The following is a 20755-nucleotide window of genomic DNA, read 5'->3' on the forward strand; positions in this document are numbered from 1 at the left end:
AAAAGATGACTTCAAAAGATGATTCCCAAAGATTATTCAAAAAAGATTATTCAAAAAGATAATCCCCAAAAGATAAAGAATATTTTTTGATTATTTGATGTTTTTATATGATTTTCAGTAAATAATTTAAAAAATCATCCGATATAAGCCATAGAAGACAATAGGTGTATTATTATGCCGTCTTCTATGGCTATATTTATATGGCAGAATTGGTTATTATCCTTCAAATCAGGCAGGAATATAACCCATTAAGTTCTTATTCCAAGCTTGTTTATATATATGTTTACATATAAACATAAGATTATGAGCGGAAACAGGGAGGTTTCCACAGAAGCTGCTACCAAGGAAGCACACAATGCAGCTCGTAATCAGTCACACATGGAGGTGATATATTATGGCAATCAATTCAATACAACAGACTAATATAATGCAAATACAGCAGATGCAGCAGGTACAGCCTGTACAGAAAGAAAGAGAAGGCGCAAGGACAGTAGATACTGCCGGTAATGCAGCAGATCAGCTCGCTCAGGAAGTAGAAACAGTCAAGCAGGCAACTAATGTAGCACCATACTCTCAGGAAGATGGCAACGAAGCAGGTCAGGACCCAAATGAAGCAGCAGCACAGCTTCAGCACGCGCGTGAACTAGTCGAAGAGCAGAATGAGAAGAAGAACGAGAAGATCAGTAAAGCGATAGCCAACATCAATCAGAAGATGACAGCTAATACTGAGGCAGTGTTCGGATTTCATGAGAAGACTAACAGAGTAACCATCAAAATAGTAGACAAGGATACCAAAGAAGTAGTTAAGGAATTTCCACCGGACAAGACCCTTGACATGATCGCCAAAGCCTGGGAACTTGCAGGCATCATGGTAGACGCTAGAAAATAAAATTAAATATATATGTGTTCCACCCGATTCAATAATATGTAGCATTATTCACAACCCATGGAGGTTACAACATGAAGCTAACAACAAGAGTATTTGGTGAAGTAGAAGTTGACGATAGTAAGATCATTGTTTTTCCAAATGGAATCATAGGCTTTCCTGATCTTAAGAAATTCACCCTTATGTATGATGAAGGTGAGAGCGCTAGTACTATTAAGTGGCTTCAATCTATAGATGAGCCTGAATTTGCCCTTCCTGTATTGGATCCGCTCATTGTATGTCCTGATTATAAACCTATAGTTGACAAGAATGGTATTACAGAGATTGGAGATCTTGATGAGCAGGAAATGCTTGTCCTCGTAACAGTTACGGTTCCTCATGACCTTACCAAGATGACTGTAAACCTAATGGGACCTATCATAATCAATACTAAAGATATGAAGGCGTCGCAGAGTATCGTTGATAATGAAGATTATCCGGTTAAATTCCCTATCTATGATATCTTGAAAAAAAATAAAGAAGCAAAAGGATGATATCTTAGAAGACACCATGGAGGGGCAGAGAATATGCTGGCATTATCTAGAAAAAAGAACGAGGCTATCATAATTAGTAACAATATAGAAGTAACTATCCTGGATGTCAGAGGTGATCAGGTCAAGCTCGGTATTTCAGCACCCAAAGAAATTCCGATACATAGAAAAGAGGTATATATCCAGATTCAAAATGAGAACAAGGAAGCTACAGATATAGCCCAGATTGAGGCGCTGAAAAAGCTCTTGTAATCCTGGGGACAGATCAAAATCACGCGCCTTGGACTATTAGTCCGGGGCGCTTTTTTGGAGCATAAGACCATATATGAGAATACTCTATTATGACTGGGACGAATTCAATGGTGAAGATTGTCGGGATGCCATGAGAAGACTGGGACATCAGGTAGACACAATAAGACTTAACTTGCAAGGTTTCGATGTCACACCGGAAATAGAAGGCACATTAAAGACTTATTTTTATAAAAAAGAAGGTGGTAGAAAATACTATGACCTTCTATATTCCTTTGACTATTTTCCCAACCTATCAGCGCTATGCAGTAAGTACGACATGCCATATGTATCCTGGGTCTTCGACTGTCCCCATTATACCCTTGACTCGCATACAGCAAGTAATGATGTAAATAATATATATGTCTTTGACAAAATACTATGCAGATATATGCAAGACAAAGGAGTAAAGACAATAAAGTATTCCCCCCTTGGAGTTAATGATATAAGACTTAGTAAACTCTGTGAGAAGATGGACTGTGAAACAGCAGGACATATATTCTATCAGCATGATGTCTGCTTTCTTGGCAATCTATATGACAATGAATACAATTTCTATGATCAGGTCAGATACCTGCCGCCTGATCTAAAAGAATACATAGACCTTGTAATACAGGCGCAGGAGAAGATATTCGGTCATGACCTCTTTACAGATGAAAAAGCCATTACAAACGCTCATATATCCAACCTTTTAAAATATATAAAGTTCGAAAAAACCGGCAAGTATGAGATGGACTACGAAAGAGTTATAAGAGACATCCTTAGGAAGAAAGTCACAGTTAACGAACGTCGTAATATCCTTACGAAGATGGGCCAAAGATTTAATACAGTCTTATATACAATGCCGGGAGCAAGACCCATAGAAGGCGTGTGTAACCTGGGAGTAGCAGATTATTACAACCAGATGCCAAGAGTCTTTAGACGTAGCAAGATCAATCTGAATATCACACTTAGGAGCATCCTGTCAGGAGTACCTCTTAGAGTGCTGGATATAATGGCAGCAGGAGGCTTTGTCATCACCGACTATCACCAAGAGATCGCAGAGTATTTTATAGACGGAGAAGATCTTGTAATGGCATATACACCTGAAGATATGATTGAGAAAACAGCTTATTATCTAAAACACGATATTGAAAGACAAGAGATTGCCAGAAGAGGGCAGCAGAAGGTTTTCGAAAATTTTTCATATACAAGATTATTACCTACAATTTTGAGTCTAGATTAAAACGTAGATGAAACTGCCAATAAAAATATCAGAAAATACTAAATAAATCATATTCTTTTTCAAATAATCTAATAGTTATGCATTATTGAGCCGATATAGAAGATGAGAAAGCATGTATAGACATATTCTATAATTTTGCTTAATAGCTGTTATCAATAAGCTCTTATGTGGAAACGGATTTCCATGTAACACTCTCACGGATTGAGAAAGGAGATTTGTGCTATGCCATTACGAATTACAGGAATGAATTCCGGGCTGGATACAGAGAGTATCATAACTGCCCTTACACAGAACAAACAAGACAAAGTTGATAAATTTACAGGAGATCAGAAGAAGCTTACCTGGAAGCAGGATAAATGGAAGGAATTAAACAAAAAGGTGGTCTCATTTTACAATGGTGTACTCAGTAATATGAGATTCTCTGATGCATATACTAAGAAGACCACAACAGCATCCAATGCTGATGCCGTATCTGTTATAACCGGTACTAATGCTATGGATACTACCCAGACTCTTGATATAAACAGTCTTGCTAAAGCGGCATATATGACCGGTCAGGAAGTAAAGGTAGGAGATACTAAGGCTACTAAGAGTACTACCATAGAAGAACTGAGACTTTCAGCAGGCGATAAGCTTAAATTCTCTATTGGTGGAGATACAAGTAATGTTCTGGAAGTTAGCATTGAAGAAGGAGATACAATAGGTTCTGTTCTGACTAAGCTTCAAAATGCCACATCTACTGATGGAACCAAACTTAATTTTAACTTTGATGATAAGAACGGAAGATTTTATGTTTCATCCAAGACAACTGGAGAAGCTGCTTCATTTGATCTGCTTCTAGATGATGAGTCTACAACAGCAATGACTAAACTAGGCCTTACTAAGAAGGAAGATGGATCCAATTATATCAAAGGTTCTAGCGCAGAGATAGTGCTCAATGGAGAGACATATACATCAGATAATAATACTTTTGAGATCAACGGACTCACAATTACTGCTAATCAGGTTGCTTCCGGTATTACATTATCAACTAAGCAGGATACAAGTGGAATATATGACAATATCAAGAATATGATCAAAGAGTACAATAGCCTGATGAAGGAATTCTCCACTTTGTACAATGCAGATAAGGCTAAAAAATATACAATGCTCACTGATGATCAGAAGAGTGAAATGTCTGACAAAGAGGTTGAAGAGTGGGAAACCAAAATTAAAGATGGTCTTCTATCAGGCGATGAAACTATAGGAAGCATTAGAAGCGGACTTAAAAGTATAGTTAATTCAGGATTTGATATTACTAATAAGGACGGAACAACAACTAAACTATATCTGACAGATTTTGGAATTGGGACAGGCAGCTATTTTACTTCTGAAGAAAACGAGAGGGATCTGCTACATATAGATGGTGACAAAGACGACAGCACTACAAGTGCTAATACTGATAAACTAAGTGCAATGATAATGACTGATCCTGATACTGTAAGTAAGTTCTTTACAGAATTTTCCAAGAGCATGTATGGGAAATTGTCAGATCTTATGAAAGGAACTGAGTACAGTAGTGCTTATACAGTATACGAGGATAAGCTTATGGCATCTCAGTATAGTTCCTATAATACTAAGATATCCAACGCTCAGAAAGCATTAGAAGCTATGCAGGATAAGCTGTATAAGAAGTTTGCATCTATGGAGACAGCCCTTGCTAAAACTAACAGTAACAGCAGTTCACTATCCGGGTTCTTTGGAAGTTGAGATTCATGATATATAGAGTGCGAGGTTTAAAATGGCACAATTAACTGCACAACAAAGAGCCGCATTTGCACAGTACCAAAATAATAAAGTAATTTCGGCAAGTGGCCCTGAGCTTACACTAATGCTATATGACGGAGCTATCAAATTTCTAAATATAGCTGACGTAGCAATAGAGAAGAAAGAAATTGAGAAGGCACACATTAATATTAAAAAAACAGAAAAGATCATAGAATATCTATGGAATACACTTGATATGAAGTATGAAGTAGCTAAGGATTTTGAAAATATGTATTCATACATATCAAGAAGACTTGTAGAAGCTAATGTCACTAAGGATAGAGAAATAGTAGCTGAAATCAATAAGCATATGCATGCAATCAGAGATAATTGGATTCAAGTAATGAAAGCCAATAATATTCCGGTAAAGGAGGCTTGAATATTCGATGACGGCTAAAGCTCTTGATATACTTGAAGATAGTCTGAAAAGGAAGCTTGGAATAATGCTAATGATTCAGGAAGAGAATACTAAGCAAAGCAGAATATTATCAGATATTGGTAATGTGGATTCTAATGCTTTTGATAAAACATTGGACATCAAGGGAGAATATATAGATGAACTTAATGCTATAGATGATGGTTTTCAAGCACTTTTTGATAGAGTAAAGCTGGAAGTTGCAGATCGGAAAGATCTATATCTTAACCAAATAGATCGCATGCAGAAGTTGATAAGAGAAATCACAGCTGCCGGAGAGTTGATAGAAACGCAGGAACGCAATAATAAGTCGTTGGCTGAGAAGTACTTTAGCTATGAGAGGGCGAAGATGTCTACAGGCAAAAAGAACTCTATAGCTGCATTTAACTACTATCAGACTATGAGTAATTCAAAAGATATACCTCCGCAGTTCATGGATCAAAAGAATTAATTGAATAGTATTATAGTAAAAAGAAAAATATTAATGAGGTCTGATCTGGTGGTCAGACCTCATTAAATTATGTTATTTATCCGAAATTGATAGTGATAGTGAGTTTTTGATAAAAGTAATACATAAGTGTATAAATAATCACATATCAAGAGGATTAAGTTTGAAAATGTTCCATTTTCAAACCCAAATTGGTGTTGCGAGCTCCACCAATTTGAACCATTAGCCGCTCGCTTTGCTCGCGACATGAGGTTAAAAGATGATTAATACCCAAAAGTGTTCAAATAAAATAGCAATTATAATAGTTTCATATAATTCCAAACATCTCATGCGTAATTGTATTGATAGTATCAGAAAAAATGCTGACTGTGATTATAAGATCGTGGTTGTGGATAATGCGTCTACTGATGGAGTTATAGAATATCTTGAGGCGCAGGAAGATATTATTCTGATTAAAAATTCTGAAAATTATGGATTTGCTAAAGCTTGTAATCAAGGTGCTAAAGCCATTAGCGATACACAGTATAAAGATGCTGACTTGTTTTTTTTGAATAATGATACACGTATATGCCAGGGAACAATCAGAAATTTGCAAAAAGCACTCTATTCATCTGAAGATTTTGGCGCTGCAGGAGCAGTATCTAATTATGCCGGTAACAATCAACAACTGAATATCATATTTGATACAGTAGATGATTATATTGATTATGGACAGCAATTAAACAATGTTGAGAATCCAATTTATGAAGAACGTGTACGCTTATCAGGATTTGCCCTTCTTGTAAAAAACAATATATTTAAACAGGCTGGGGGCTTTGATGAAGAGTTTACACCTGGATATTTTGAAGATGATGCGCTTTCAATGCAAATTTTAAAGCTTGGCTATCGGTTGATATGTGTTGGATCTGCCTTTGTTTATCATGCCGGAAGCCAGAGCTTTATACAAAATAGTGATGCAAGCGACATTCTTATAAGGCATCAAAATCTTTTTTATAAAAAATATGGTTTCGATATTCTTAAGTATTCAGATTATAATGAAGCTTTACTTAAATACATTTCTTATGATTCAGATAGTAGTTTCAATTTTCTTGAACTTGGGAGCGGACTTGGAACTGATCTGAAAATGATAAGGAGTGTTTTTAAGAATGCAAAAGTTTATGGAATTGAAAGAAATCCATATTTGCGTGATATTGCAAGTAAGACAGAGACAATATATGAAAGCCTTGAAGAACTTCGTTTAAATGAAAAGAATGTTAGCTTTGATATTCTTGTATATGATTCAGAATCAGCGGATTTTTCTTTATCACAGAGCGAGTATAACATAATTGACCAGATATGTAATACGAATTGTATAACAATTAATGCACCTTCGTCATATAAAAACTTCGATTTTGATAAAATTAAGATGGTAATCTGGGATCTTGATGATACATTCTGGCATGGAACACTTAGTGAAGGAGATATAGATTTTGTTGAAGCAAATATTGAACTAGTTAGAACCTTGACTAATTGTGGAATAATAAACAGCATATCATCAAAAAATAATGAAAAGGATGTACTTGAAAAACTGTCAGAAGCAGGTATAGCAGATCTATTCGTATTCAATGATATTAATTGGAATAATAAAGGTGTTCAGATTCAATCCAAGATAAAAAACATGGGGCTTAGGGCTGGTAATGTCTTATTTATAGATGATAATCCCCATAATCTTGAGGAAGCTAAATCATATGAAAAAGATTTAATGACGGCTCTGCCTGACTTTATACCATATTTAGATGCGCATTATGGTAATGTTTTACAAGCGGACCCTGATCACGATAGATTAAAAAAATATAAGTTACTAGAATCAAAACGATTAGCTGAAAAAGTCAGCACTTCAAAGGAAGCTTTTCTAAGAGAAAGCAACATAGAAGTTACTATATGTAGAAATTGTCTTGATGAAATAGAAAGAATATCAGAACTTGTATCCAGAACCAATCAACTTAATTATACTAAGAATCGAGATGATAAGAAATTACTCAAGTCTCTTATATTAAATGATTGGAATGAAAGTGCCTATATTAGAGTAAAGGACAGATTTGGAGACTATGGTATAGTTGGATTCTATTGCTACAATAGGCGAGAAAAGCATTTGGAGCACTTCTTGTTTTCTTGTCGGATAATTGGAATGGGGATAGAACAATATATTTATAATGCAATCGGCTGTCCTGAATTTACCATCAAAGAACCTGTGGTTATACCACTTACGCATAATAAAAAAGTAGATTGGATACATGAGAATGATTTTAAAGGAGATAGTACTACTAATCAACAAGGTCAAATTCGTATTCTGTTCAAAGGCCCCTGTGACTTGAGCGGTATAGAAGTTTATCTATCAGGTGGAAGTATTACTACTGAGTTCAATTATGTTAATGATAATGGTGTTGTAACAACAGGTCAGAACCATTCGATACATATCAGAGAAAGCTATGAATTGGGGCAGCAGGAAATAGATGATATTATTACATCCGCGCCTTTTTTGTCAGATGGAGATTTTACCACTAAATTATTTGAGAGCGAATATCATATTATTTGCTATAGCCTACTTCAGGATCTCAATGCAGGACTATATCAAAACAAAAAAACAGGCAGATATATTAGTTTTAGTGATAAGAGGACTGACATAACAAATCCGGATGTGTGGGATGATTTGATAAACGGGAGAGTTCAGAATCACGGATACAAATTTACACGAAAAGAACTTGAACTTTTTTCAGAAAAGTGGAAATTTATCGGCGCTATAGCACCCACTATGCTAATTGAGAATCTGGATTTTATTGTAAATCATGTAAAAGGTAGTCCGACAATTATTTTGTTAACAGGAAGCGAAAAAACATTTGGTGATGAAGGCCCGGAACTATCAGAAATGGCTCAGGTTTATAGAAACATAAAGCCTGTCATTATTGATTTTGCTGATAGACATCCGAATGTAAAAGTCATAAATCCATCAGAATTCATTAAATGCCGGGATGATTATGCAGACAATATAAATCATTATAGTAAGAATATTCAGTTTGAAATTGCAGGTAGAATATGTGAAGTCATAAATGACAAAGTAGATGAATTATCCAAAAGAATATGAAGATTGACTATATCGATGATCACATATAAAGGAGATTATGTATGTTACCGGTATTGGTGCTTGCACATAATTCATTCAGTCAGGTAAAAAAAACAATAGATAGTATAAGAAAGCATGCTGCCCAAATAGAAGACCTTCAAGTGATAGTTGTTGATAATGCCTCGACTGATGGATTATCAGAATGGATAAAAGAAAATACAGATCTGTCGTATGTGTACTTTGAAAATGGTATGGAGCCATGGGGAAGTGTTTTAAATCAGGTGATAAAAGAATTTGATTTTGATTCGTATTTCATTATATTAAGAGCCGGCTTTATGATCACACCTTATTATTTTGAACGCTTATCAGATATGGCCTGTAGTTATAGTAAAACATGTGCGATAGCTTCTATAGTAACTAATTCTGATAATTATTCACAGCAGCCGATATCAATTATTGATAGCTATGAAAAAGCAGTTGCGTATTCAAATGAACATTTTGGTGATATAGCTGAACGTACGATGGGAATAAATACAGGAGCAGTAATGCTTTCGGTTGATAGCTATGAGCAAATATCTGGCTTTCAAGACGATATCTGGTCTCTTATAGTGAATTTTAAGATTCTTTCAATAAAACTTCTGCTTCAAGATATTCCTATCATGATTTGTCGTAGTGCAGTTCTATATGGAGATAATGATATAAGCTATGAACACAATGATTCTTTGATACATTATGGACAGGACTGTGTAAAAGCAGAAGATCATTATCATATGCATTATTTTAATGTCGATGGCAATATGAATTTACTTCCGCTAATAGAAGCACCGACTGATTCAAGCATAGTTGTAATGGAAATAGGATGTGATTGTGGTGCAACCCTTAATATTATAAAAAACAATTATCCCAATTCTATTACATATGGTGTGGATATTGCACCTGATCCAATTGAAATCGCAAAACATATCATAGATAAAGCATTTGTTGCCAATATAGAATCTGAAGATTTGGATATACCTGAGTCGAGCTTTGATTATATCATTTTCGGTGATGTGTTAGAACACTTGCATGATCCTTTAAAGACACTTAGATATGCAAAAAAATACCTTAAAAAGGATGGAAAAATAATAGCAAGTATACCGAATCTTATGAATATATCTGTAATGAAACAGCTTATTCATGGCGATTTTACTTATACTGAAACGGGGCTTTTAGATAAAACTCATATACATTTTTTTACTTATAACGAAATAAAAAAATATTTAAAGAAGCCGGATTCAATACTAGTATTAGTGGAATAAGCTCTCCTATAAGCACAGAAGACAGTGACATTATAGATAAGCTTCTTCAAATTGATGATACACCCGAAAGATTTATGTATGAAACATTTCAATATTTAGTAAGAGCTGATCAGGTTGTTTATGAAGAGGATACTTGATATTATAGCAATTTTGAGGAAACTGATGATCTAATGCTTGATAAATGAGAGTAATTAGCCGAAATAATAAATGTATATAAAGCCTGATGCTCTTGGAAGAATAAAAGACGAATATATCATTAGTAATTTGACTTTTTTAGGAGGATAGGTTTGAAAGTGTTCCACTTTCAAACCCAAATTGGTGTCGCGAGCTCCACCAATTTGAACCATTAGTCACTCGTTTCACTCGCGACATGAGGTTAAAAATGGCACTGACAAACCCATATTCACAATATGCTAATAATAAAATTATGTCTGCATCTGGACCTGAACTTACACTTATGCTATATGAAGGGGCAATTAAATTCTGTAATAGAGCAGAAAGTGCAATTGAAAAAAAAGACATTGAAACGGCACATAATAATATCAAGAAGGTTCAGAATATAATATCCTATCTAAGGGAAACTCTTAATATGAAGTATTCTACTGCCAAGGATTTCGAGAATATATATGTGTATCTTACAAGACGCCTTGTAGAAGCTAATATGCACAAAGATATTGAAGTATTGCAAGAAGTTAACAAACATCTGCATTCTGTAAGAGATACTTGGATTGAAGTTATGAAGGCCAATAATATACCTATTCCAAATCAATATATGAATAAATCTGGAAATAATTGAAATAATGATTATTAAAGATCGGCTATATTTTTTGTAAATTAGCCGGTCTTTATTTTCATTAATTTTTGTGGATAAAAAGCCGATAAATATGCATAAAAGGAAAAATAAAAACCAATATCTATGTAAGCTTCATGATCGGAGGATTGCATGGAGACTTCAATAAAAGAATTTTTAGGTACAAAGGATCTGACGCTTGCAGAAGTTATGAACAAAATCAGCATTAATAGAAAAGGATGTTTGTACATTTTAGGAAGTCGTAAACAGCTTTGCGGCTCTATTTCTGATGGAGATATTAGAAGATGGATCATGAAGACCGGTAACTTGAATGGGACTGCAGGCGATATTATGAACAAAAATCCTATAACCCTCACTGTGGCTGATAAAGCGCTTGCACCAAGACTTATGCAGAAAGCAACAATTAGGTCTGTTCCAATAGTTGATAACGATAAAAGAATTATAGATATAGTCTTTTTAGATGACTTCCGTCATCGTGCAAGGAAAGATCATACTTTGAATGATATCCCTATTATTATTATGGCAGGAGGAAAGGGAACAAGACTTTATCCATATACTAAAATTCTGCCAAAGCCGCTTATACCTATAGGCGATATTCCAATATTAGAACGAATTATAAATAGATTTTGCGATTATGGTGCAGGTGAGTTTTATATCACAATTAATTATAAAAAAGAGATGATAAAATCGTACTTTAATGATATAAGCCCTGCCTATAAGATTCATTATGTTGAAGAGAACAAACCACTTGGGACAGCCGGAAGTATAAGCCTCATAGATGACAAGTTAAATGGGCCTGTAATCGTGACTAATTGCGATATTCTTATAGATACAGATTACAAAGCTTTATAAAAAGTCATTTAGATTCCGGTAATGCTATGACAATAGTAGCATCAGTACAGAATACTGTAATTCCTTATGGAGTGATACAGACATCAAGTGATGGAGTAATTGATAGAATTGATGAAAAACCAAGGCTGTCTTATCTCATAAATACAGGAATGTACATAATTGATGCTAAGTATCTTAATCTTATTCCTCAAGATACCTTTTTTCACATGACCGATCTTATTTCAAAGTTGCAGAAAGAGAATATCAAAGTTGGAAGCTACCCGATTGGCGAAGGTTCGTTTCTGGATATGGGTCAGTTCGAAGAACTGAAGAAGATGGAAGACAGAATCACAGGGGGTGATGTGGTTGAATGATACATTAGATATCATAGATGATATAGATCGTATAAGTACATTTTTGTATCAAAATAAAGAAAAAGAAGGAATGGACGAATATATGGATGTTATCAAAAGAATCATTGCGATAATATCTCCATATGTTGCAACAGGAAATTCTGATTATGTTGAAATGATAGATATTATCAATGAAGGAATAGATGCATATAAGCACCTTGATTGCATAGGGATGGCAGATACGCTTGTCATGATAAAGGATAGACTTTATGAGCAAAACATATGAAAGAAATATCCGGGCCATAAAAAAAGGGGCATTTTTGTCTGATAAAGACATGGATAAGGTGAAAATATCCAAAAATGTTTCTTTTATGAAGGATATGCATGATAATCTCATACCATGTATTACAAAAGACGGATATACATATGCCCTTTCAAGTAAAGTGGACGCAGAAAAGTCTTCAGAGTGCTTTTCTTTGTTTTTTAATGAAATAAAGCCTATGGAGACTTATTGTATTTTTGGCATTGGAGATGGACGGGCTGCCGGAAAGTTTCTGGACAGGCTATACGACAATGACATATTACTTTTACTGGAACCGGATATAGAAGTGCTGCGTGCAAATATGGAGAAATTTGACTATTCAGGCTTTCTTAATAAAAAGAATTGCATAATAGTTGCCGGCAAGAAGCAGATAATATCAGAACTGGGACAGGTCATAGGCTCTTCTATTAATGCCGGGATGAAAACCGCCATAAAATATCTTATAAGTCCGGGCTATGATGTACTTTTTAATGAAGAATGCAGGAAGTGCATCAATACAATTGACTATGTTGTTAAGACATTTATCTATTCCCGGAATACTTCTATCTTTATGAATGACAGCACCAATATCAATATAGTTCATAATATCCCCTATTTTATCAAACGTCCGGATTTATATACACTGATAAAAAGGATCAAAAAGCAAAAGCTCAATAAATATCCGGCAATACTTGTTAGTGCAGGGCCGTCACTTGATAAGAACATCGCAGATCTTAAGCTGGCAGATAAGAAAGCTTTTATAGTAGTTGTAGATTCTGCGCTTAAGACTATGGCTTTTAATGGAATCAATTACCAGATAGGATATACAATTGATGCTGTAAAACCCTTTTCTGTTTTTGATGATACTACAGTACTATCAAAGCCTATAATAGCAACAGTTGTATCAAGTGCTGAGGTAGTTAAGAACTGTAACAATATTATTTTTGATTTTGCTGATGGCTATGTAATAGGCAATTCATTACTAAAAGATTATTCATCACATGATTTACTTGCATCTGAATCAGGAGGTTCCGTATCCACGAGCGCATTTTCGTTTCTGCTTATGGCAGGCTTTAAGACCATAATACTGGTCGGCCAGGATCTTGCATTTACCGGTGGAGTAGGACATGCCCAAGGATTTGCTTTACAGGAAACAGCTGAACAGGTCAAACAGCGTTCTACCTGCACTGTAGAGGGATGGGATGGCTCTGAGCTAAGTACCGACCATCAGATGAAATTCTACCTTGAATGGTTTGAAAATAAAATTCAGGAAATCGGTAAAAAAGTTACAGTAGTAAATGCTACAGAGGGAGGTGCAAGAATAAATGGCTCCGTTTTGATGACTTTGAAAGATGCAATTTCTAAATATTGTACAGGTGTTATGGACTTAGATGTAGCTATCAGTAATCTGCCACGTTCTTTAAATAAAAAGCAAACCATTGAATGTGAGAATAGCCTAAAAGAGCTTCCCAAAAACTCACTATATTTTCTAAAAAATTGACGAAATATGAAAATGCCTATAGGAAAATGAATGATTTTATTAAAGAAGGTGTGACTAAGACAGATGACTTTAATAAAGTATACAGAATAGTAAGTAAAGCAAATAAGATGGAGCAAAATGAACCTTTATATAACTTTGTGACTTTATTCGGTCAAAAGAGCGATTATAGTTTCAAAGATATAGTAATGGATACCGAAAAGCCAATGGAGGAAGTTCTATTATCAGCAGCTGATTATATGGGGATGTTAAAAGAAAACATCTCGGAAATTATCAAATTAATAAAAAAATATTGGTAGATAGGGTTAAGAATCTGATTATTCTACCGATAATTATGTTGTAAAGGAGCAGGACAACCTGCTCGAAACAGCAAATTGAAAGCACGGATGCTTTCAAAGTTCTTTTCAAGGAGGAAAAAACTATGGTAGTACAACACAACACAACTGCAATGAATGCACAGAGACAGCTTGGTATCACAACTGGTATTCAGGCAAAATCATCTGAGAAGCTTGCATCAGGTTACAAGATTAACCGCGCAGCAGATGATGCAGCAGGTCTTGCAATATCTGAAAAGATGAGAAGACAGATCAGAGGCCTTTCACAGGCATCTGACAATGCTCAGGATGGTATATCTGCAGTACAGACAGCTGAAGGTGCTCTTCAGGAAGTTCAGGATATGCTTCAGCGTATGAGTGAACTTGGCACAAAGGCAGCTAATGATACTCTTACATCAAGTGATCGTAACTATATTCAGAAAGAGGTTAATCAGCTTTCAACTGAGATTACACGTACAGCTACTGCAACTGAATTCAACAACCAGAAACTTCTCAACGGTTCATTTACCGGCAAGAAACTTCAGGTTGGTTCAGAGACAGATTCACAGAATCAGATTACTGTTTCTATCGGCAACATGTCTGCAGGAGCAATCGGTGTTGCTTCAGCTAATGTTCAGGTAACAACTCATTCTAATGCTCTTAAAACTATTAGCAATACAAAGGTTGCTCTTAATTCCATTTCTGAGATGAGAGCTACACTTGGTGCTATGCAGAACAGACTTGAGCATACTATCAAGAATCTTGACAATATCGTTGAGAATACAACAGCTGCTGAATCCCAGATCCGTGATACAGATATGGCTGAAGAGATGGTTAGATATTCGAATAACAACATCCTTGCTCAGGCAGGTCAGTCAATGCTTGCACAGGCTAACCAGTCCAACCAGGGCGTTCTTTCAATCCTTGGCTAATCTCTCTAATTTTAGAATATCTTTTGTTCAAAGTGCATAATTGCAACTACCAAAAGAGGCCCCGGAAACAACACCGGGGCTTCTTTCAGTGACTTAAATCAGCTTAATGATATTTCTATGGATACAGATTATAACGAAATCTGTGGCATGACAGAAAGAGAGATTATAGATAATTTTTCCTATGAGTTAAAAAACTAGAGGATAAAACTGGTATTTCAAATGAAGCATGTTTAGAAAAATTAAAGCACAGTTATGAGGATGATCACTTTTCTTCTGAATGAGCCGGAATATATAATCCCTATAGTGTATTATGTGCTCTTCATTGAACAGATCCAAAATCAAAATTATGTTAAGCCGTATATATCGGACAATCGTAAGGTTTTAAAAATAGGTGTTAATTTTGACTCTGAAAGTAAAGAATTAACAGAATGGATTGTAGAGTAATAGTGATAGATTATCGCTACCATTGAATAAATGTAAACTTTATAAAAATAAAGCCGATATAATAGATGAAGAAAGATTCAGATGATATTTATCTGAATCTTTTTTAAATTAATATTATACTCTTTTTTGTGGCATTAATCAATGTTTTTACGATAAAACTATAAAGTTTCCTATTTTGACTCCGATATAAAGAGTGTAAGAAAGTTTCAGCCTTGGAAAGGAATCCGCAAAGTTGGCTGCATATAGTTAAAAGGAGAGTGGCTGCAGGGAAGCGGGCCCCGATTCAAGGAGGAAATTAATATGGTAGTACAACACAATGTCACAGCAATGAATGCACAGAGACAGCTTGGCATAACGACTGATAGTCAGGCAAAGTCATCCGAAAAGCTTTCATCAGGTTACAAAATCAATCGAGCAGCAGATGATGCAGCAGGCCTTGCGATATCTGAAAAGATGAGAAGACAGATAAGAGGTCTTACACAGGCATCTGATAATGCCCAGGATGGAATATCTGCAGTTCAAACAGCAGAGGGTGCTCTTCAGGAAGTTCAGGATATGCTTCAGCGTATGAGTGAGCTTGGCGTTAAGGCTGCTAATGATACCCTTACAACAGATGATAGAAGTTATATACAGAAAGAAGTTGATCAGCTACAGACTGAAATCACTCGTACAGCAACAGCAACTGAATTCAACAACCAGAAACTTCTTAATGGCTCATTTACAGGCAAAAAGCTTCAGGTTGGTTCAGAAACAGATTCTATGAACCAGATTACAGTATCGATTCCTGCTATGAGTGCAGGTGCGATAGGTGTTTCTTCTGCTAATGTTAAGGTATCCTCACATGCACTTGCACTTAAGACAATAAGTGCTTCAAAAATTGCTCTTAATTCCATCTCTGAGATGAGAGCTACACTTGGTGCTCTTCAGAACAGACTAGAACATACAATCAAGAATCTAGACAATATCGCAGAGAATACAACTGCAGCAGAATCACAGATTCGTGACACAGAAATGGCTGAAGAGATGGTTAGATACTCTAACAATAACATATTGGCTCAGGCTGGTCAGTCCATGCTGGCACAGGCCAACCAAACCAATCAGGGAGTTCTGTCGCTCCTTCAGTAATATAAATAGTATACAAATATTTAGATCCCCGGCAGTTTATACTCCGGGGATTTTGGCGTAGAGTTTGAGCATAATTTTTAATATTGAACGATTAGTACTATGTTGCTTGTTGCATGAGATTAAGGACATATACTGATAGTAGGTTAATATCATGAAAATTCTTCTTGGATCCTTGTTTGGCTCATATATAGATGATGATATATATTTTTTTCTAAAAAGTATGGGCTATGACTGCATGCGAATATCATACTTGTCAAATGATCAGGACAGATATGATGATGACAATCTACTTAACAGCATAGAAAATGATCTAAAAGAAGGTAATTATGACTGCCTTTATACAACGAATTTCTGGCCGCTTGCGGCTTTGTCAGCTCATAATGTAGGGATACCGTATATATCCTGGTCATATGACAGTCCTCCCAATCTTCCCTCAGAGAAGTATATGGATTTTGATACCAATTATATATATTTTTTTAGTAAAGATGATGTGGAGAACTATCGTAATAAAGGACTTAACAATGTCTTCCATATGCCGCTTGCTGTTAATGCAAACAGATGGGATAAGGTTACTGATTATAATAAATATAGATGCGATATTGCATTTATAGGTTCCTTGTATCGTAGTACCCTTCCGACATTGAAAACCAGGATGAATGAATACCAGAAAGCTTATATCGATGCTGTTATAGATAATCAGCGCAAGATCTATAAGGCATATGTTGTAGATCAGTTAATAACAGACAAATTGACTGATGAGATATGTCAGACATATAGAGAAATAGACCCTGGGTCAATTCAGCCTTCCAGAAAACAATTGATCTATTCCGTAGCCAGTCAGGTGTCTTATCTTGACAGGATGACTATTATAAAGCTTCTTGGAGACAGGTATAATACTCACTTTTATACAGATGATATTAACAAAGATGAAAGAAGAATTCTATCTAGCGCCAAAATACACGGTAAAGTTGATTATCTGACTCAAATGCCTAAAGTATTTAAAGGAGCCAAAATTAATCTTGCGCCAACATTTCGTGGCAATTGTTCAGGAATCCCTTTAAGAGTACTTGATATTATGGGATGCAATAGCTTTGCTTTATGTTCATATCAGCCTGAAATAGAAGAAAACTTTAAAGATGGTAGGGATGTAGTTATGTATACAAGTATAGAAGAGTGTATAGACAAAACTGACTATTATATAAAGCATGATTCTGAGAGAATAAAGATTTCAGAGAATGCTTATAACATAGTAAAAAAGGAGTTTAATTATCCAAGTGCACTTAAAAAAATGTTTAATCTTTGACATTTTTTAAGTAGTAATCGTAAAGACTTTCAGTATCATCACTCTGAATAAGATTTTTGGCATCATAAATGTGGCGATAATCCCAATCCCACCATTTCATCTCAAGGAGCATATTTATTTTTTTATCTGAGAAGCGTTGTCCAACCACTTTTCCGGGATTACCTACAACGATACTGTAGGGGGTAGTATTTTTACTTATAACACTTCCTGCACCAATAATGCATCCATCTCCGACTTCGACTCCAGACAAAATCGTAACATTTGCTCCTGACCAAACATCATTTCCTATGACGATGTCACCCTTGGAAAATATACTTTTTTCATTCTGCACAAAATCCATTCCCCCAAGTTCATCGAATGGGTATGTTGTATTTCTTGATTTTTGATGTTCTTCACCGATGAGAAAAAGATTGTTTGGCCCTATAGAGCAAAACTTTCCTACTCTTAGTTTTGCTGGTATATTAGGCTCTCTCATAAATATGGGATCAGTATAATAGGAAAAGTCTCCGATTGTTGCAATAGCTGGATCTGGCTTTTTTTGCTGAAGTTCTACAATATGTTTAAGCCACATCATTTTTCCGTTTCCGTCAAAAATGATGTCGGTATTTGAATAAATATCTATAATTTGTATTGAATTAGCCCTGTCACCTGCCAATGCATTGATAATGTTTTTTAAATGAACTACTTGACTTGATAGAATTATTGCAATATCAAATTCCGGCGTACTTGCAATCTCAGATAAAGATGTCAGGTTAAAGCCCATGCAGTCTTTTACCTGACCATCTACGTCGTATATTCTAAGAAGATTTATTTCAGCTATTGAGAAGTCACAAAGATCTTTAAAAAAACTTAAAAATTTGCTTTCAAGGAACAAAATGCACTTCATAGTTTTATCTCCTAGTATATATGAGAACGATAAGGGGTATGACTAAATTATAAATCGTGATTCTGAAAAAATGAAGATTTCAGAAAATGCTTATAATATAGTCAAAAAGGTGTTTAATTAGCTCATATACTAATAAAATAAGCATTTAACGTTTTTTATAATACTTGTAATGACCTTCGGTTTCATCACTCTGAATATGATTCTTTTCGATTTGTTCACCTTTTTCGAGTAAATGATCATCCTCTGCCCTATAGTCTGCGTAAAGAATACCACGGGGCTTTAATCTTTTTATAAGATTTGCGAACAGTATGCTTTCGTCTTCTTTTCCGAGATAAAACAATGATTCACATGCCACGATGCAATCTATACTGCAAACTTGTACAGGAACGTCTAATTCTTTATTTACAATATACTGAATATTTTTATATCCTTGAAGCTTATTTTTGACTAATTGAATACACTCTTCATTATAATCTATTGTGACTATATGTAGCCCTAAATCTGCCATTACTTTTATATTTCGGCCGCTTCTACAGCCAAAATCACAAATTTTACCAGACTTACTAATTCTTTGACGATTATGATAAAGAAAAAGAACAACTGCTTCTTTGGGGGGATTTTAAATCGTTTTTTGTCTATCAATAGTCCATAACTCTTTTGTTATATTCATGTTTTGTCAAGCTTAGTACTTATTATTTGATAATGTTCTTATTAGAATAGTTTTTGGTTTCTATTTAAGTAAAGCTATATTTCTTTTCAAATACATTATAACATAATATAATATACGTAATAGAGTTTATGACGATGTAAAGATATTGCTTTGATAGGAATTGCTTTTTTAAATAGTACATGCTTTTTTGTTACATTGGTGTCTTATAAAATGCTCAATAAGCAGACTCCAATGACTAGCGATGATAGAAGGAAATGTAGGAATGGCTGAATCCGTGCCAAGAACGACATAGATCGGTGTTAATACAAGGAGTGAACAAGTTATAGTATGAACTTATATATTGTAATGTATCATTACACACGAGATCTTCTGCACAGCAGATACCCAGAAATAAGAGGAATGGATGTATTAACTTTTAAAGAGCAAATAAGCTTTTTGAAAGAAAACTTTAATGTTGTTGAAATGGAACAAGTACTCGATGCGCTGGATGGCAAATGCGAATTAAAGAAGAATTCATGCTTACTTACTTTTGATGACGGATATATTGATAATTTTACATATGCCTTTCCGATTTTAGAAGAAAACGGACTTCAGGGCTCTTTTTTTATTCCGGGAAAGACAATTGTGGAGCATAAGTTGTTAGATGTTAATAAAATTCATTATATTTTGGCGGGTACGGGAAATATCAGTGAGCTGCTTAATGATGTATATGAAAGAATGGATTATTACAGAGATGGGTATGACTATCCGCCAAATGACGAGTTATTCAAAGAATATGCCAAATCCAATCGATTTGATACGGCGGAAATAATATTTATAAAGCGAATGCTCCAAATGGCTCTTCCAGAAAAGGTTAGGAATCGGATAGCAAGTGATCTTTTTGAGAAATATGTAGGCGTTTCAGAGGAAAAGCTGGCTTATGAATTGTATATGACAGAAGAACAGATTAAGACACTAAAAAGGCATGGGATGTATATAGGAATCCATGGATATGATCACTATTGGCTTGGGAACCTAGAGAAAGTAATGATGGAAAATGACGTGATGAAGGCGCTCGAAGTCATGGAACCATATATAGACAAAAATCGGTGGGTAATGAATTACCCCTATGGAAATTATAACGAAGATGTTATAAATCTGATCAGTAGAAATAACTGCTCCATGGCAATAACAACCAAAGTGTCCGTTGCAGATATAGATAAGGATAATAGATTCGAATTACCGAGACTTGATTGTAACGATTTTCCGCCGAAGAGTAATACGTATATGAACTTTTAAGAACAAAGAGGAT

Annotated in this window: 20 protein-coding genes and 1 pseudogene; 19 read left to right on the top strand and 2 right to left on the bottom strand. The window is 35.1% G+C overall.

Annotation, left to right across the window (positions count from 1 at the left end):
- Positions 1–394: 394 nt before the first annotated feature.
- From I7804_RS06210 to I7804_RS06290, 18 genes and pseudogenes are all read left to right on the top strand, one after another.
- Positions 395–889, top strand: a complete 495-nt coding sequence (locus tag I7804_RS06210) for a flagellar protein FlaG (protein ID WP_248405464.1) — start codon at positions 395–397, stop codon at positions 887–889.
- Positions 890–960: 71 nt separating this feature from the next.
- Complete coding sequence (fliW, locus tag I7804_RS06215; RefSeq protein WP_248405465.1) at positions 961–1419, top strand: flagellar assembly protein FliW; 459 nt, start codon at positions 961–963, stop codon at positions 1417–1419.
- A 33-nt stretch (positions 1420–1452) separates the two neighbouring features.
- Positions 1453–1668 carry a carbon storage regulator CsrA gene (gene csrA / locus I7804_RS06220; RefSeq protein WP_248405467.1) on the top strand — a complete coding sequence of 72 codons (216 nt, stop codon included), beginning with the start codon at positions 1453–1455 and terminating at the stop codon, positions 1666–1668.
- Positions 1669–1741: 73 nt separating this feature from the next.
- Entirely contained in the window at positions 1742–2929 is a 1188-nt protein-coding gene (locus tag I7804_RS06225; RefSeq protein ID WP_248405468.1) for a glycosyltransferase family protein, read from the top strand.
- 222 nt (positions 2930–3151) lie between these two features.
- Entirely contained in the window at positions 3152–4678 is a 1527-nt protein-coding gene (gene fliD / locus I7804_RS06230; protein ID WP_248405470.1) for a flagellar filament capping protein FliD, read from the top strand.
- Between the two features lie 31 nt (positions 4679–4709).
- Complete coding sequence (fliS, locus tag I7804_RS06235; protein ID WP_248405471.1) at positions 4710–5114, top strand: flagellar export chaperone FliS; 405 nt, start codon at positions 4710–4712, stop codon at positions 5112–5114.
- 7 nt (positions 5115–5121) lie between these two features.
- Entirely contained in the window at positions 5122–5601 is a 480-nt protein-coding gene (locus I7804_RS06240) for a hypothetical protein (RefSeq protein ID WP_248405473.1), read from the top strand.
- 256 nt (positions 5602–5857) lie between these two features.
- The gene (locus tag I7804_RS06245) at positions 5858–8719 is read left to right on the top strand and encodes a glycosyltransferase (RefSeq protein ID WP_248405475.1); all 2862 of its coding nucleotides are present in this window, start codon (positions 5858–5860) and stop codon (positions 8717–8719) included.
- A 41-nt stretch (positions 8720–8760) separates the two neighbouring features.
- A complete protein-coding gene (locus I7804_RS06250; protein ID WP_248405476.1) occupies positions 8761–9996 on the top strand; it encodes a methyltransferase domain-containing protein in 1236 nt (411 codons plus the stop codon).
- Between the two features lie 370 nt (positions 9997–10366).
- Positions 10367–10792, top strand: a complete 426-nt coding sequence (gene fliS / locus I7804_RS06255; protein WP_248405477.1) for a flagellar export chaperone FliS — start codon at positions 10367–10369, stop codon at positions 10790–10792.
- Positions 10793–11137: 345 nt separating this feature from the next.
- Positions 11138–12012 (top strand): annotated as a pseudogene (locus tag I7804_RS06260) (nucleotidyltransferase family protein).
- Positions 12005–12277 carry a hypothetical protein gene (locus I7804_RS06265; RefSeq protein ID WP_248405479.1) on the top strand — a complete coding sequence of 91 codons (273 nt, stop codon included), beginning with the start codon at positions 12005–12007 and terminating at the stop codon, positions 12275–12277. The pseudogene I7804_RS06260 and the gene I7804_RS06265 overlap by 8 nt, the downstream one beginning before the upstream one ends.
- On the top strand, positions 12261–13793 hold the full coding sequence (locus tag I7804_RS06270; RefSeq protein ID WP_248405480.1) for a motility associated factor glycosyltransferase family protein: 1533 nt from the start codon (positions 12261–12263) through the stop codon (positions 13791–13793). The genes I7804_RS06265 and I7804_RS06270 overlap by 17 nt, the downstream gene beginning before the upstream one ends.
- Before the next feature lie 26 nt (positions 13794–13819).
- Positions 13820–14089, top strand: coding sequence for a hypothetical protein (locus tag I7804_RS06275; RefSeq protein ID WP_248405481.1), 270 nt, complete (start codon positions 13820–13822; stop codon positions 14087–14089).
- Positions 14090–14211: 122 nt separating this feature from the next.
- Positions 14212–15036 (top strand): flagellin, encoded by an 825-nt coding sequence (locus tag I7804_RS06280; RefSeq protein WP_248405483.1) that lies wholly within the window; start codon positions 14212–14214, stop codon positions 15034–15036.
- A gap of 39 nt (positions 15037–15075) precedes the next feature.
- Positions 15076–15234 carry an AAA family ATPase gene (locus I7804_RS19385; RefSeq protein ID WP_420314862.1) on the top strand — a complete coding sequence of 53 codons (159 nt, stop codon included), beginning with the start codon at positions 15076–15078 and terminating at the stop codon, positions 15232–15234.
- A 546-nt stretch (positions 15235–15780) separates the two neighbouring features.
- A complete protein-coding gene (locus I7804_RS06285) occupies positions 15781–16605 on the top strand; it encodes a flagellin (protein ID WP_248405484.1) in 825 nt (274 codons plus the stop codon).
- 151 nt (positions 16606–16756) lie between these two features.
- Positions 16757–17908 (top strand): glycosyltransferase family protein, encoded by a 1152-nt coding sequence (locus I7804_RS06290; RefSeq protein ID WP_248405486.1) that lies wholly within the window; start codon positions 16757–16759, stop codon positions 17906–17908.
- On the opposite strand, the gene I7804_RS06295 is transcribed toward I7804_RS06290, so the two are convergent.
- A complete protein-coding gene (locus tag I7804_RS06295; protein ID WP_248405489.1) occupies positions 17898–18794 on the bottom strand; it encodes a CatB-related O-acetyltransferase in 897 nt (298 codons plus the stop codon). The genes I7804_RS06290 and I7804_RS06295 overlap by 11 nt on opposite strands.
- Before the next feature lie 145 nt (positions 18795–18939).
- On the bottom strand, positions 18940–19362 hold the full coding sequence (locus I7804_RS06300) for a class I SAM-dependent methyltransferase (protein ID WP_282570521.1): 423 nt from the start codon (positions 19360–19362) through the stop codon (positions 18940–18942).
- A gap of 429 nt (positions 19363–19791) precedes the next feature.
- Between I7804_RS06300 and I7804_RS06305 the strand changes: the two genes are divergently transcribed.
- The gene (locus I7804_RS06305) at positions 19792–20742 is read left to right on the top strand and encodes a polysaccharide deacetylase family protein (protein ID WP_248405490.1); all 951 of its coding nucleotides are present in this window, start codon (positions 19792–19794) and stop codon (positions 20740–20742) included.
- The last annotated feature ends 13 nt before the right edge of the window (positions 20743–20755 follow it).

The organism is Butyrivibrio fibrisolvens, from assembly GCF_023206215.1.
In the GTDB taxonomy this organism is placed as follows: Bacteria; Bacillota; Clostridia; order Lachnospirales; family Lachnospiraceae; genus Butyrivibrio; species Butyrivibrio fibrisolvens_C.